11 protein-coding genes are annotated in these 16350 nt (G+C 36.2%); 4 read left to right on the forward strand and 7 right to left on the reverse strand.

The window, feature by feature from the left end:
- Positions 1-5: 5 nt before the first annotated feature.
- On the forward strand, positions 6-599 hold the full coding sequence (locus AABK36_RS14270; protein ID WP_309938226.1) for a thioredoxin family protein: 594 nt from the start codon (positions 6-8) through the stop codon (positions 597-599).
- Positions 600-644: 45 nt separating this feature from the next.
- Here AABK36_RS14270 and AABK36_RS14275 read toward each other — a convergent pair whose 3' ends face one another.
- On the reverse strand, positions 645-1013 hold the full coding sequence (locus tag AABK36_RS14275) for a hypothetical protein (RefSeq protein ID WP_309938225.1): 369 nt from the start codon (positions 1011-1013) through the stop codon (positions 645-647).
- A 290-nt stretch (positions 1014-1303) separates the two neighbouring features.
- On the opposite strand from AABK36_RS14275, the gene AABK36_RS14280 reads away from it, so the two are divergent.
- Positions 1304-1747: a hypothetical protein gene (locus AABK36_RS14280; protein WP_309938224.1), complete on the forward strand. Its 444-nt coding sequence runs from the start codon at positions 1304-1306 to the stop codon at positions 1745-1747.
- A gap of 26 nt (positions 1748-1773) precedes the next feature.
- Here the strand turns inward: AABK36_RS14280 and AABK36_RS14285 are convergent, their stop codons facing one another.
- The gene (locus AABK36_RS14285) at positions 1774-2373 is read right to left on the reverse strand and encodes a nitroreductase family protein (RefSeq protein WP_309938223.1); all 600 of its coding nucleotides are present in this window, start codon (positions 2371-2373) and stop codon (positions 1774-1776) included.
- A 296-nt stretch (positions 2374-2669) separates the two neighbouring features.
- Here AABK36_RS14285 and AABK36_RS14290 point away from each other — a divergent pair, with 296 nt between their 5' ends.
- Together AABK36_RS14290 and AABK36_RS14295 are read left to right on the forward strand one after the other, a co-directional pair.
- Positions 2670-3191 carry a DinB family protein gene (locus AABK36_RS14290; protein WP_309938222.1) on the forward strand — a complete coding sequence of 174 codons (522 nt, stop codon included), beginning with the start codon at positions 2670-2672 and terminating at the stop codon, positions 3189-3191.
- Positions 3192-3272: 81 nt separating this feature from the next.
- Entirely contained in the window at positions 3273-3770 is a 498-nt protein-coding gene (locus AABK36_RS14295) for a C40 family peptidase (protein WP_309938221.1), read from the forward strand.
- Between the two features lie 23 nt (positions 3771-3793).
- Here AABK36_RS14295 and AABK36_RS14300 read toward each other — a convergent pair whose 3' ends face one another.
- The 5 genes from AABK36_RS14300 to AABK36_RS14320 all read right to left on the reverse strand — a co-directional run bounded on the left by AABK36_RS14300 (position 3794) and on the right by AABK36_RS14320 (position 16346).
- Complete coding sequence (locus AABK36_RS14300) at positions 3794-7033, reverse strand: SpoIIE family protein phosphatase (RefSeq protein ID WP_309938220.1); 3240 nt, start codon at positions 7031-7033, stop codon at positions 3794-3796.
- 177 nt (positions 7034-7210) lie between these two features.
- A complete protein-coding gene (locus tag AABK36_RS14305; RefSeq protein ID WP_309938219.1) occupies positions 7211-8491 on the reverse strand; it encodes an L-cysteine desulfidase family protein in 1281 nt (426 codons plus the stop codon).
- Positions 8492-8613: 122 nt separating this feature from the next.
- The gene (locus AABK36_RS14310) at positions 8614-9978 is read right to left on the reverse strand and encodes an NAD-dependent succinate-semialdehyde dehydrogenase (protein WP_309938218.1); all 1365 of its coding nucleotides are present in this window, start codon (positions 9976-9978) and stop codon (positions 8614-8616) included.
- Between the two features lie 208 nt (positions 9979-10186).
- Complete coding sequence (locus AABK36_RS14315) at positions 10187-13960, reverse strand: DUF3857 domain-containing protein (RefSeq protein WP_309938217.1); 3774 nt, start codon at positions 13958-13960, stop codon at positions 10187-10189.
- A 397-nt stretch (positions 13961-14357) separates the two neighbouring features.
- Positions 14358-16346, reverse strand: a complete 1989-nt coding sequence (locus AABK36_RS14320) for a cadherin repeat domain-containing protein (protein WP_309938216.1) — start codon at positions 16344-16346, stop codon at positions 14358-14360.
- Positions 16347-16350: the final 4 nt, after the last annotated feature.

The raw sequence follows: 16350 nt of genomic DNA on the forward strand, positions 1-16350 counted from the left end.
ATAAAATGCTAAACTTGGACATTATCAACGAAAATGGATTATCGTACGTAGAGTACCTTGAATTGACAAAAACCAGTGTCGAAAACAAGAATCCAAGAGGCGGAGAAAATATGCTTGGATATACTGAGCTGAATGAGAGACGAATGGCCCGCATAGAAAAGACGCTTGAGATAAATGACAAAATCATAGAAGCGCTTAATAACCTGAATGAAGAATATGTTTGGATGCTGATTTCCGAGCCATGGTGCGGAGATGCCGCTCAAAACCTTCCCGTAATTGCTAAAATCGCTGAATCCAGCAATGGCAAAATAGATCTTAAAATCATATTGAGGGACGATCATCCTGAAATCATGGATTTGTACCTGACCAATGGAGGAAAATCTGTCCCCAAAATGGCTTGTTTCAAAAAAAGCGATTTCAGCGAGCAATTTGTATGGGGTCCAAGGCCTGCTGTCTGCCAGCAAATCGTCATTGACTGGAAAGCCGCTGGTGGTGAAAACAAAGAGCAAATGCTCAAGGATGTTCAAACATGGTATGCGAAAGACAAATCGCAATCGCTTCAAATAGAATTAGCTGAAAAAATCAAAGCATTAAATTAGAAAAAGCCGGAAGTATCCGGCTTTTTCTTTTTCCCAATAACCAAATCAACCATTTTTTCTTTCTCTTCTCTGAGCCCTCTTTTCCTTCATCTCATCCTGCAACTCCAAGTATTGAGCATATTGCTCTTCTGTAAGCACTTCTTTCATCTCCTGTTCTTTCTCATCTTTCAGCTTGGAAGCCTTTTCTTTTTTTTCAGCCTTGTCCGAAATAGACTTCAAGCTTTGTCGTTCCTTGATAGTTTCAAGAGTAATTTCTTCAACCTTTTGAGCTTGCTCAGAGCTTAACTCAAGCTTTTTGGTTAATCTTGCAGCTATTTTCTCAGCTTTTTGCTCTGGTGTCAAATCTCTTTTTTGGGCTACAGAAACAAATGCTATAGATAAAGCCAACAAACATGTGATCACTAAACTTCTCATCTCTTATTTATTTTGGTATGCCACAAATCTATAAATTCCAAATCAATCTATAAACTTTATTCTACGAATAGATGTAATAACTCAATTGAAGAGCTAAATTTTTAAACGAAACGCATTTAGTTATATTTGAAACCTTTCATTAACCGCATGTCTTTTAAACAAATAGATGTTGTATTCAATTAATTCAATACATCATCTATCTCGATATGAAAACTTATATATGCTGTTTCAAAATTTTAATTATACCTTTTCTATTCCTTTTCAGTTGCAAGTCAGACGAGTCAGCTCCTATGCCTTTAGAATTTGTATTAAGCGGTCCAATTCAAATTGAAGATGTTACCGCGGGAATTTCAATGCCCAACGGAGACATTATGAATATGAACTCAATGCTAGGCTTTGAAGGCGTAATGGATGAAATCGAATCAAACTTGGTTTACTTCACTCCTGATGGCGAGTTTTACGGCAATGGATTTGCAGGAAGTTGGAATTACAACCAAAATGACAAAACTCTAACACTTACCCCTCATGAGATGAACATGAGCAAGAACTTCCAAAACATGCAATTGGGCTCTATATTCAAAACCGGAATGCCAAGAACGCTTGATTTAATAGAACAAAATAACGAATACATAAACTTTAAAATGAAAATGGATTATGCGAACTCCAATATCGCTCAAGACATGATGCCTATGAATGCAAAACTCACTTTCAGAAAGTATAAAACTATCAAATAATAAAAGGAGTGAAACACTCCTTTTGATCACATGCTTTTCACAACTTTATCAAATTCCTTTCTAACTTTGGGAACTCTATCCAATTGATTGAAATCATCCTCATGCCTCTCGCCTATAGCCACAGCTACCAAAGTAGCAAATTCGTCATTCCCCAAAGCCTGATCATACTTATCCACTTCGATGCCTTCCATTGGTGTAGAATCTATTCCCATTTCAGCGCATGCGCCCAGCAATACCCCAATTGACAAATACACCTGCTTGTCAAACCATGATTTTATCTGATCATCCGGTAGTGGCTTTAAAAACTGCTGATAATATGTATTTGTCCTTTCAGGAAGCCTCTCCTGAATATCCTTTTCAAATGCCTCAATATTATTTACTCGACGAAACACAACCAATGTATCACAGTTTCTAACTTTTTCATCATTGAAATACGATGCTTCCGCTAGTTTATTTTTCAATTCTTGATCTTGCACAAAAACAAACTGCCAAGGTTGGCTATTAATCGACGATGGGCTCATATGAAGAATATTCTTCAACTCCTCCACTTTCTTAGGATCCAACTGCTTGCTTTTATCATAAACTTTTGTCGTATAGCGATTTTTCATCGACTCGAAAAAACTCATATGCTCTAGCTTTAATTTCACACATTAATTTATCAAAAATAATCAAACTCATATAGCTAAAGAGAATTTCTAACACAAATTTACATTTAAACCTCATAGAAAATACATCCTTGAAATATTCCAACCCACTAACACAAGTGGATGCATAGAAAGAAATTCCATTAAATCAATTCATCATGAATCTTAATATGGGCAAATTCAGTTAACAAATACAAAGAAAATCGTGGAACATCATTAGTTTAGCTATTCATTCTAGGATTTAACCTATTTGATTTTCATTCTCAAAACAAACAACTATGAATATAGACAACTGGACATCAAAATTAAACGAGAACACTAACAGTATTTTAAATTTGTTAAAAGATTCCAGCGAGGAAGAATGCTCTTTTAAAACCAAAGGCTCTTGGTGCATCTTGGAAATATTAGAACATCTTGAGCGAACGGACTTGGCGATCTTAAAATTTCTTTCTTCTCCATCTAATAAAAAAAATGAAACCTCGGAAAAATTCGGCGACAGCAAGATGTCGCATGTAGTCTATGATAAAAAAGACATCAAAAATCCATCTCCGGAAATAGTAAAACCCTTAGGCAAATATAAAACACTTTCCGAAGCTATTGAAGGGCTAATACAATCACGAAACGCTATCAAACAAGCCATAAAAAACAACAAACTCCATTTGGATTTTGAAATGTACTTGCATCCTGTCTTTGGTTATATTACGGGCAACGATTGGCTGTATTTTCTTTATCATCATAGCAGAAGGCATCTGGATCAGATCATAAAAACCCAAAACCAATACCTTCACGGCATTTCATAATGCGATTTAATGCATTTGATTCCAAAACAAATTGTATTATATTAAAATATGTTCATTAAATTTTAGATAAACATTTTTTTAATGAGAAAAAACGAAATTATTAACAGCTATTTTTATACAATTATATGTTTTTGCTTTATCTGCTTGGTTGCAAGTTCATGCGCTTCCAGAAAGAAAGCCAATATAAGACAACAAAAAGTAAATACGCTGGTAAAAACAGCTCGTTCATATACCGGCACACCTTATAGGTACGGGGGGACTAGTCGCAACGGCATGGATTGTTCAGCTTTATTAGTAAACTCATTTGATATTATTGGGATCAATTTGCCAAGAACTTCCAAAGAGCAAAGCGAACAAGGCCAAAAAGTCAAGCTTAAAGATTTACAACCTGGTGATTTAGTATTTTTTGGATCAAAGAAAAATAAAAGAAGAATATCTCATGCTGGTCTAGTTACTGAAGTTGTCAATGACGATCATGTTAAATTCATCCATGCGACTACAAGTCTGGGAGTTACCGAAAGCAATGTTCATTCTAAATACTACAAGAAACTCTTCAGAGAAGCTAGAAGAATATTCTAGCTTCCAATTTAGATATTGACTTATTAAAACTTGATCCCTATCAACAAGATATCATCAACTTGTTCCCAATTTCCTTTCCAATAGTTTAACGTCTTTTGCACTTGTTCATGCTGCTTATCCATTGGCAGATCTTTGATTTTATACAATAACTCGCGAATTCTTCTATTCAAGAATTTTTTGCCTTTTGTGCCTCCGAACTGATCCCTCAATCCATCAGTAGAAAGGTAAAACTGCTCAACTTCATTCATATCCAACTCATGCTCTGTCATCAAATAATCTTTATTGCCAGATACATCGCCTATAGAAATTCTATCAGCTTTTATCTCGTTAAGCTTTCTATTCTTAAAATACATCAAATTCACCTTGGCTCCTGCATAATGCATTTTCATGGTCTCATAATCCCAACAAACTAGACCAATATCCATTCCCTCATTATTATGGTACTTATGGTCTTGGCGCATGATATTTCTCAAATTGGAATCTATCTTCTCGATTTTCTGAACAAGAGAAAGCCTTTTATTTCTAATAGCTTCGCTCAAAAACACATTGGTCATTACCGCCAATAAAGCGCCCGACACTCCATGTCCAGTGCAATCAATGCAAGCCAAATAAAACTTGCCATTTTCCCTGCCCATCCAATATATATCGCCACTGACGGTATCTTTCGGCCTAAAAAACACAAAAGCGTCATCGCATGATTCTTTAAGCTTTTCAAGTTCAGGAAGCAATGTACTCTGAAGTTGCGCCGCAGCGATAAGGCCTTGAGAGATTTCATTGTTTTTTGAAAGAATCTGAGTATTGGCAGACTTCAACAAATTCGTTTTCTGCTTCAACACTTCCTTCTGAAACTCCAACTCAGAGGTTCTAATGCTAACCTGCTTTTCCAGACGCTCTTTATCCATTTTCAACTTGTAGCTATACAAATAAGCTACTGTCACCATGAATATAATTGCTATTATAAAATACAATAATATCGCTAAAGCCGACCTCGAAGAAGGCGGTGTAATGGTAATCGGAATCGTCACAATTTCAGAAACGTCGCCGTAAGAACTTACAGCTTTGACTTTAAATAGATAATCTCCCTCAAATAAGTTGGCATAAAGCACTTCAGGATTTTCATTCATTTCTTGCCATGTATGCTCATGACCGACAAGTTGAGTATAGTATCTGAATTGCTTCGGATCATTAAATGGAAACGCGGTATATTTAATCGTAAACTTATTTTCTTCTATCGGCAATGTCAATCTCTCTCCAAATTCTTGATAATTGGCTAATGCTGTCTCTATGCTTTTGATCTTCAAATTAACTGCGTTTTTCACAGTTCGTTGCACAGGTCTGTAATCACCTGTATCAACTTGCATTTTTAAAATATCAAAACCTCCATGGCCCATTACATACAGTCCGCCCTTATTAGTCAAATTAATCTGCCTGATTACTCCAACTTGGCTATTTGGGATTTCAGCAATGACGCTCATTTTTTGAGAAACAAAGTCGTAGGCCAATACTCCGCTTAGTTGATCATCATAGTTTTTCACCAAAATCAATTTGTCTCCATCCTGAGAAACTGAAGCCAATCTGATTTTATCCGACAGGTACCTATTCAACAAAAACTTGTTGTATTGCTCATTAAACTCGCAAATTTTCTCATTATTGTAAAGCAATATTTGCCCTTTGGCATTCAAAAGTTTATAACTCTCATTCTTTTTCACACCTTCATCTTCGCCAAAGAACTCGAACTTAGGAACTTTCACCTCATGAATAGTCTCCAAGTCAATATTCATTTTCTTCACTCTGGTATTGCTTACAAACCAGCATTCAACAGTATTGTCCTCAAGCACTCTAACTACAGGAAAATCAAAGTCCCCCTGCATATAACTCGACTCCCAAAGATTCTCCCACTCTGACTTTTTTCGGTTAAAATGAAGCAATAAAACTCTATTAGGGTCACTCCCCAAAATATACAGTTCACCGTCAACCTCAAAATCAACCAAGTACTCCACATATAATTTTGAAATTCGCTTGGGTTGCTCACCTTTACGATAAATATGAGTATTTTTTCCAGAAAATATCAGGCCTTCAGGAGTCACTTTCATAGAGTAGCCTCTATCACCTAGCTCATCCACCTTCACAAAGCTCACCCTTTGATCTTGTCGACTCGTATCTTTTAAAAATAATCCTTCAGAAGTAACCACATACAAATCATTGTCATAGCCTTCAGCCATGTCATAAATCAATCCATATAGCCCGGAAGATGTATCAAGAATTTGAAAATTAGCATCCATATCATAGCACATAACACCTTTGGATGTCAAAACCCATACATTGAATGATTCGTCCTGAAACAAATCAAACACAACTTCACTAGGCAATCCTTCCTCTCTGCCAAGACGCTCTATCAGCTGGCCATTTCTATCGAACCTAAAGACCCCTTCATTTTCAGACGAAACCATAAAAGTTCCATCCATCAGCTTCATGCCTTTATTCAAGGAAGCCTTCTTCATTTCTTTTTTGAAGTTATAATCGAAAGGCTCATATGTGCCATCAAGAGTATTGATCAGAAACATCTCAAGTCTCATATTGACTGTCAAGACCCTGTGAGCATCGTATGCCATGATAGCTATAGGCGTATGCCTTAGAAAAAACGGCTTGACATCTTCCAAAATATAATTCATATTGACGCCATCCATTCTAAAAACACCTTTGAGAACATCTGTTCCCCAGACTTCCCCATCCATTTTAAAGAATTGATGAATAAAACGTCCCTTTAAAAGAGTCATTTCTTTTTCCTGCTCATCCCATACAGCTACATGACCTATAAGATTGAAATAAACATATCTCCCTGTGGATTCGACAGAAGTGATCGGCTCTAAATTTTCAGTAATCGATTCTGGAATATGATGCAATAAAGACACAAAGTAGGGCTTGCCATTTTTATCAAAATCCATATAGCCAAAATCATGCGATGCTCCTATGAAGCATTTTCCTTGATCATTGAATACAATAGATCTTACTTTCTGATTATCCGGCATTTCCATAAATAAATTCCACCGGTGGCCGTCAAAAGATATAATGCCATCATGATTAGCCATGTAAATTTCACCCGAAAGAGCTTGGTTTACTTCATAACTCTGTGGATTAAATTTATTATCCTTAAAGTCATAAAAAACACTTGGCCTGTTTGTTCCCGCTGGATTTGCGAACAAGACAGACGCGAAATCACAACAAAACACAAATAGTAATATAAACAGGCTTCTCAGAATCATATCAATTAATATTCCCTAATCTACACAAATATCGGCTCTCAGACAAAGTTAAAGGTATTATTTCAGGTTTCAACTCCATTCATCATGCCAAAATAATCATATAGTCATTCTTAAATTGAACGCAATGATATCTGAATAATTGCATTCAATCTCAACGACTATCAAAAGAAATTTCGTTTATTTTGATTTCATGATTTCGATGATCTGGTCATCGGTTTTAGCCATTCCTATAGAAGCTATTTTTGAGAGATGCACTATAGTTTCCTCGACATCATTATCCAGAATTCCATCGCCATTTGGAGTAATACAATTTTGAGTCGAGAAAATAGCTGCTTGAATCGCCGCGCTTATGCCCGTTGAGGATTTTAACGCGCAAGAAGGCTTAGCTCCATCACAAAACACTCCGGATGTATTGCCCAAAACATATTGCACTGCACTTTTAATTTGCTCCACATCACCTCCCAATAAATAGGATGCGCCAGCAGCGACGCCAGCTGAAGCAGGAACTATACCGCATAGTGCGGATAGCGGTCCAATACTATGCTTGATATGGATTGGAATGGCATTAGCGATAATCAATGCTCTGGCTAAAATATCCTCTCTTGCTTTTAGTTTTTCCGCTAAATCGATAATAGGCACATAAATAGTGATTCCTTGATTTCCTGATCCGGAATTAGTCATTACAGGCATCATTGAACCCGACATTCTGGCATCCACGCCTGCCGCCGCTTTTGACATTGCCGAAACCATGATTTCATTGCCCAACAAACTATTAACATATGTGGCATGAAGCTTTTTGCCAACTTGAAGCCCATATTCGCCATTCAAACCCTCATGAGCAATACTCCAGTTGCAGTCAACTCCTTGCATAATGAATGATATAGAATCAAATGAGGTGCTTTTAGCAAACTCAACAATAGATGCAACACTCAATTTTGCATAAGAACTTTCATCGCTTGCCTCCAACTTCTCAATATCAGAATCCTTTTCAAAAACCAACTCGCCATTCAATCTACCCGAAATGATATTCGTATGACTTTTAGCGATTTCTGTTATCGCGCAATCTTCTCCTGCATAAGCCTTAGCTTTGATATAAAGCTTGTCTACATTATCTATAATTTGAACGCTAATTCTCTCATCGGACACAAAAGACTCTGCAGCTTCTGCAATTTCTGAATTAACATTCTTAAGCACTTCGAGCAAATCACTGGAACTCCCTGTATAAATGCCTAATGCTCCCGCCACCAACAAGCCTTTCATTTTTGTGCCGGGAATACCAACACCAAGCCCATTCTTATAAATATTGCCGCTAACATGCAATTCCACTCTATCAGGCTCTTTGCCTAAGATTTCTCTTGCTTTAACGACTGCCAAGCATGCGGCGATAGGCTCAGTGCAACCCAAAGCCATCGCTACATTCTTCTTTAATATTCGTATTATTTCTTCATTCAATCTCATTACGACTACCTAAATTCAACCCTACATTAGCGCAACAATATAACATTATTCACTATCAATAAAGTATCATTAAGTCATTTTTTCATCATTATAATGAAAATATTATATTATCAATTACATGCTTAATATTCTGAAACAGTAATCGTTTTAAGATTGGTAAACTCTCTGATTCCGTGGGAAGCCAGTTCCCTACCATAACCGGATTTTTTCACTCCTCCAAACGGCAATCGTGGATCGGAAATCACCATGCCATTGATAGCTACAGTTCCCGAATCAATGGAAACTGCTATTTTTTCAGCTCTTTCAATATCTCTTGACCAAATACTCGCTCCTAAGCCATAATCACTTATATTCACCATCTCAATCACCTCTTCTTCATCAGCAAATGTCGACACTGCCGCAACAGGTCCGAATACCTCCTCTTTGAAAACTATATTTTCCGCGCCAACATCAACAAGTAAAGCTGGAGATATGAAGTTTCCTTTTCTTTCACCGCCTGATACTAGTTTCGCCCCCATTTCAATCGCCTTTTTCATTTGACATTCTACTTTATCCGCCAAATCCTTTCTAGCCATGCACCCCAAGTCAGTAGACCCAAGTTTCGGATCGCCAATCCGCATAGCCTTCATTTCCTTCACGAATTCTTCAATAAAAACTTCTTGCAGATCAATATGAACAAAAAATCTTTTGGCTGATATGCATGTTTGTCCCGTATTGAACATTCTTGATTTAACAGCGATCTTTGCAGCCATTTCAACATCGGCATCTTTCAAAACGACAAATGGGTCGCTTCCTCCCATTTCAAGCATGCATTTTTTAAGATACTTGCCTGACAATTCCGCCACTTTAGCTCCAGCAACATCACTTCCTGTAAATGTCACTCCTTGAACATATGGATGGCCAATTACTGATTCTACTTGTGGAATATCAATTACTAATGACTGAAAAACACCCTTGGGAATGCCAGCTTCCTCCATAAGATTTTGAATCTTCAAGCCGCAGCCCATTGTATTCGGGGCATGCTTCAATACAGTAGCATTTCCAGCCAAAATAGTGGGCACTGCATACCTCAATACTTGCCAAAATGGAAAATTCCATGGCATAATTCCCAATATCACCCCTAATGGATCATACCTTATATAAGACTTAGCAAATGAGGATGCTATCAACTCAGGTTTGAGAAACTCTTCCGCATGCTCTGCGTAATACTGGCAAAGCATCGCGCATTTAGAAACTTCAGCTATCGATTGTGAAATAGGCTTCCCCATTTCCTCAGTTATCAAATGAGCTAAATCTCTCTTTTTTTCCTCCAATAACAAAGCTAGCTTTTCCACTAACTTTACTCTCTCAGGCAAACCTACATTCTTCCATTGACGATAACTGTCATTCGAAATTTTAAGAGCATTTTCGATCTGCGAATCGCTAAGCATATTATATTCGGCAATACTATTTCCTGTGGCTGGGTTAAATGTCGTAATCTGAGTCATTTTTCATTCTATGGTTTCCTGACTCAATATAAATAAAATGAAATACCCAATTCGCATACGCATAAAAAAATACTTAATATTCCTTCCTTCACGGCTTCTCTCATATTACTGCTTAACACTTTTCACTAAATAAAAAGGCTGTCGAAAGAAGCGAATTTACATTCACTCCTTTCGACAGCCTTCTAAAAGCCAGCAATGTACTTATAAACTAGTTTGCTTTCTTGACTTTAAAAGTAATATACAAATCCTCAGCTTTATTGATTTTCACGAAACTAGATCGCATTTCCTCGTATGCCGAAGCTGGAAAAGTCTCATCATAACTTTCAATAGTTCTTGTTATCTTAACTTTATTCGCTCCTACTTTTTCAATATTCAAAACATACTTCATGAACTGGTTTGAAATCTCAATCCCTTCGGGAAGCTCCAACATTTCACTGCCTTCCGGCAAATTAACTTCTATCTCAAAATCATAATTTCTCACAGATTCAAAATCGCCAAAAACAATCGGATACTTTCTCTTTTCATCCGGGAAATTATCGATATAAGCGAATTCCTCAAACATTGGAACTTTCAATGCCTTGATGCCTCCCAAGTTTTTAATTTCATCCAGCACCTCATATTCGCTCGACCAAACTACATCTTTTTCATAATCTTCAAGATTTGCAAGGTCACTGCTTATGATATTAAGCTCATTTTCAAAATGCGTCCCCAAAAGATACGCTTCATCTTCTTTTTGCTTTTCCTTTGTCATACCATCAAAGTAATGTCTATAATTACCTGACAAATTTCCAAAAGCCTGCAAATGACTGTTTATTTTTATATCTCCGGTACCATTTATCTGAATTTTTATTTTTCTCTGTAATTTCTCCTCGCTTAACCTTGGATTAGGGATGCTGATAAGCTCATTTCCAACATTTTCATCTTCAGAATTAGGAATAACTAATGCTTGTGATTTATAAAGCGTATAAGGCACTATACCAAAAGGCAATTTGCTATCCGTCAATTCTTGATACATCGTTTGGCCTTCCAAATTGATCTTAATAATACAATGATTAAAATCCAATGAAGGAAGTTTCAATACATCTTCTCCGTTATCACGGGTATTCACCAAAACCAAATTTGTGCTAATTCCGGCTTTCTTAGCCAACGTATGATAAAGCGTTGATAAATCTTTGCAATCTCCCAGCTTTGTGCTTATGGTCTTGAGTGGTTTTTGAGGCACATAGTTACTTTGACGAAACGAAACCGAACTGTAATTGATATTTTTAGCTATATAATCATAAATAGCTTTTGCCTTTTCATATTCTGACATATCCTTTTCATGACTGAAAATCTCATTGTAAACCTCCTCAATGTTGTAATCCTCTTTAGCCATTGGCAATGCGATATCCCTATACCAATCGGAAATAACTTTCCATTCTTTTATTGTCGAAATCTCCAATGATTGTCCTATTTCAAAATACGATGGCGTATAACTCTCGCTTTCTATCTTTTCAGGGTTTTTCACTTCCCATGTATACAAATCAAACTCATCCAGTGTTGACTTTTCAGGCTGAATAGAGTTATTAACATACACAGAATCAAACTCATACCCTTTAGGAGTCAATAATCTTAACCTGCTTATTCCTGTAGGCAAGTTAGTATTGAATGTATGAGACATCCAAAACTCTTTGCTAAGCTTACCTCCTGTGTAATTCTCAATTCTATACGAAACATAAATAGCATCGCCAGGCTCAAGAGAAGTAAACACCAACTTTCCACCACTACGCTCCGCTTGAGTTTTCTGACCATTCGCTTTTATAGCCTCGGATTTATTTATCACAAGATTCTGGCGACTCCAAACAACAGGTATATTTATCTCGCTCCAATCTTCAATCGCCGATTGATTAAATAATTGCAAAGCAACTTCATAATTCTCCACATATGCTCCTTCAGGAAAAACCACAAAATCCATTCTATCAAATATATACTCAGCTGATTCATCAGACTCTGTCTTAGCATTCAACCTATCGATAACTTCCTGCTCATAATCCTCATTTTTAAGAATAGATGTCAAAGCCTCCTTACCATTAAGCTCTCTCATTTTATCACGAACATCAAACAAGTTCGGGTTTATTTTTATAGCCTTTTCAAAACTTGCCAAAGCCTCATCATTTTTATACAGCTGCTCCAACAAATAACCCTTGTCTTTCCAATAAGTAGATGTGAATGGCCTATTCGCTAGATTCTTCTCTGTGAAATCAAGTGCCTTTTCATATTTTTTCTGATTGTAATAATGCTTGACCAATGCTTGAGTATAAGTTTCTTCCAAAGGGAAATTCTTATGCATTTCCAAAAGAGCTTTTTCTTTCTCTTTGGACATGCCATGCTCGTCATACTCATTCACTAAGAACCTAAAAATATTGTAGTTGAAATTATCATCTAAATACTCAGTCAAAAAATTCAAATAATAATTTCCTCTTTGAGAAGTGCTCTTTAGGATATTGTATGTGTAAAATAAGAAAGTAGTATTATCCGGATGCTTCTTGTAAGCTTTATCAATAATTTCATACATTTTCTGATATTCCTTTTTAGCCACAAGATATCTAATCTTATATTGATAATACAATTCTCCATCATAGCCTTCTATTTTAGCTATGCTTTCCAAAGATTTCTCCGCAAACTCGTAATCTTTGTTTTGCATTGACCTTTCAAAATCATACGCGGCCACTAAATAAGAATCTGGGTAAATTTTTCGAAAACCTTCTATTTCCTTTGTAAGTGTAGTGTAATCCTCTATTTCAGCATGATTCAATAACAACTCTCCTTTCACGATTATTGTCTCAGCGTATTTCTCATCAATATTTTTAAGAACCTTGATCGCGTCATTATACCTTGACATTCTATTGTAAAGTTTCGCCAACATTATTTCATTCACAAAACCTTTTTTCCCTGTAAAATACTCTACTGCGAAATGCTCAATACTTTTCGATTCAAGATCTATTGTTTTGGAATAGTTTCTATTTCGAAGGTTAACAGTCAGATTTGGAATCAAATTCATATTTTCATCCAATACTCTTAAGATAAAATTCGGATAATTCACCTCTTCAGTGGCTCCAATTTGAACCAAAATTCTATTCGCTCCCTTTTTTAATTCAAATGAGCTCAAATAAGTATCCTGCTCCGTTTTATATTCTTCCTCTTCGGTAATGATCAATTTATCATTAACCCACAATTTCAAACTTCCTTCTCCACCTAACGCAAAAACAACTTTCTGATCGGTTTCCGATTCAACAAAAGTCTGCGCATACACAACACCTTGACTCACTGGGATAAAAGATCTTATGGACATCCAAGGATCTCTATCCTGATCCTTAGGCTCATACCAGTGTATCTCCGAATTTTTTTTAGATAAAAATATCTCAGACTTGCTCGGCTTCTCGATAGGACCATAATCTTTATTAAATCCCGACCCTGAAGTATTGTCGAATGGTCCAACGTATTCCCACTTTCTCAAACCTCCAACCAAATCATATTTTTTGAAAGCTTGATCAAATTTATTCGACAATAAATGATGCGTTCCTTGCGTATATTCCAAAGACTTTTTAATACTCGGGTGAATATCCTGTCGCCCTAGCAAGTTCTTATAAAAAGCAAGCTCATCCTTGCTCCTTTTTTTATGTTCACCAATTAGAGCCTCATTTTTCCATAATGCGAATATATAAGGCGAGGGGTTTTTCGACTCTTTTATAAAGTCACGGACATGTTGCTCAGAATCAGTCTCGACTCCTTTGATGGTATTCAAGAATAACATCATCAAATTCGCCTCGCTTCTTTGCGCATGATCACCAGAATGAAGTTGCCTTTCCAAAGCAGCCTCTATCTTGTCCAGATCATTTGAAATCAATGCCTCATCCAACTCAGGGCTTAAACTTTGACCTTTTGCCATCTCTGTGCCCAAAAATGCAAACAAGACAAAGATCATAAAGTAGATTTTTTTCATATTAGCTTAGTTCATTATTGTTTATTAGCATTAACAATAATAAGTATAATCAAAAAATATTAAAATATATACTTCAAATTCAAAATATAACACGAAAACACATAGCACGCCTTCATATTTTTGCACATTTTATATTTAATATATACTACATAAACAAAGCTATCCGAAACAAATGCATTTTATTCAAAAAAATCGAACAAATAATATAAGACAATTAATATCTTCTAAATACAGCCTATTTGCATTATACTTATTATATTAAACAACAATCTCCCAGATGAATCAACCATTCATAAGGATTATGTAAACTCATAAATAGCCAGACGAATAAAACTGCATTCATAAAAAAGCCACCCTAAACAAGGTGGCTTGAAATTATTCATTTTCAATTTTCCAATTATTTCAATTCGAGGATATAAGTTCTATTGGCTAAATCAAATGTAAGCTCATACGTTCCAGCATTAGGGACCGCTATATTATCACCTGAAAGGTTCCCACTACTATCTCCGCCCCAATTATAAGCCCAATCATCAAAAGCCCTGAATTTCAAATCGCCAGCAACTAAATCAAGTGTAGCTTTCCAACTATTAGAAACATCATCATAGGTCATATCTATATCGGAATCCAAACCATTTGGCGCAGCACTGCCAATTACTCCTATTGAAGGTCTGATCAATTCATAAGTCAAATCTTGAAAGTTAGCGCTAATAAAAACTGTGCCTTGCATATTTGAAATACAATCATCTTGTCCATTTATTTTCAGAGTATTTAAATTATGACCCATGCCCCATACTTTCTCTTTTTCCCAATTTCGTTCTTGGACAAACTTGAATTCTTCCTGATCCAGCTCTGTAATCAAATCAAATATGCCAACTTCTGGATTTCTATTATTCATGGCTAATGCTTCTTCCACAATCCAATCAATAGTAGTAGCGCTACCTACCAAGTGCATTGTAGAAGGAGCTATATATGGATCACCTAATTGGTAAGTCATCTCATTCAAATCAACTGTAATTTTATATACCTGCGATTCTGGTGCTCTAACAGTATAAATTCCATCAACTACCAAATCACCTTCAGTCATTCCTTCAGTAATCACAGGAGAACGATAAGTAGTCTCATGCGTAATACCATCTGTTGAAATGACAAACTCAAATCCTCCATTGCCTCTCAAGGTAACGTTGCCTTCGAATACATTTGAACCTTCTTTTGTCTCCAACAATATATCTCTAATATTCAAATCCCAGAAATTGTGATCGCCAGATATCCATAAGGCATTCTCTTCTGGCAATTCTATTTGCATTGGTTCAAAAGACAATACTTCAAATTTCCCTCTATGCAAGTCAAATTTCAACTCATACAAGCCTGGCCCATAGAAATCGTCAACGTCAAAGTTGTCAGCTTCATACGCAGTATCAAGTCCTCCATTTGGAGTCTTTTTACCATACTTTACAAAATTCCAATCAGGAGCATTAGTGAACTTGAATTCATCAATCAACCAAACCTTGCCAAGATAAATCCCATTATTATAATCCGACACTAAAACAACTCGATTGTAAGTTGTAGGGTCATTATAATTTGGATCTTCAAGATCAAAACTCCAACCGTTATGACTTCCTGGAATCCACAAATATTGACTTAATTTCTCGATCAACACTCTTCTGTTATTCATATTGATTGATACTACATAATATCCAGTTTCATCAACACTAAATGCTTGCTCATCACCATCAACCAAGGTATTTTCTTCTATATTTATAGAATAAAACCGAGCCTCTTCATTTTCATCAGCTTCTTCAAATAAATATGTTGCATCCGACTCAAGATACACGGCGCCTAAAAACTTGCCGCTTACATCAAAATCACTAATATAATTGCCAGACTTTCTTTCCTTATCCTCTCCATATATCAAATACATGCGACTGACAACTTCAAAGCCCTTTAGCTCAAATGAAAAAACACCTTCGAAAATATATGGCTCACCAATCAATGTCCCACTTGGCCCTGCATCATAGCCATAAACACCTATAAAGATCTTCGAATATGATTTCGGATCCAATTTCAAATCATTAGCAACCTGATTTAAATCCTCCACAGAAAGACTTAATGAAACATTTTTTGTTTCATCAACAACAACGGTATCTCCATCAGTAGACCAAGCCATAACCTTGTATACTTTATCTCCATCAAGTTCATCCCAATTAAAACTAAAAACAATGCTTTCTTTTTCATCATTGGAAATATCAAGCTGTTTTCCTTCCACGCTGGGAGTTTCGATTTTTTTATTCAAGATAGGCTCTTGGGGTTCATCGACAACCCCACTCTCATCACAAGAAATTAAAATAAGGTTAATTAACAATAAAAAACATGTATTTAGTGCTTTCATAGTA

The sequence above is a fragment of the Aureibacter tunicatorum genome, assembly GCF_036492635.1.
GTDB classification, from domain to species: domain Bacteria; phylum Bacteroidota; class Bacteroidia; order Cytophagales; family Cyclobacteriaceae; genus Aureibacter; species Aureibacter tunicatorum.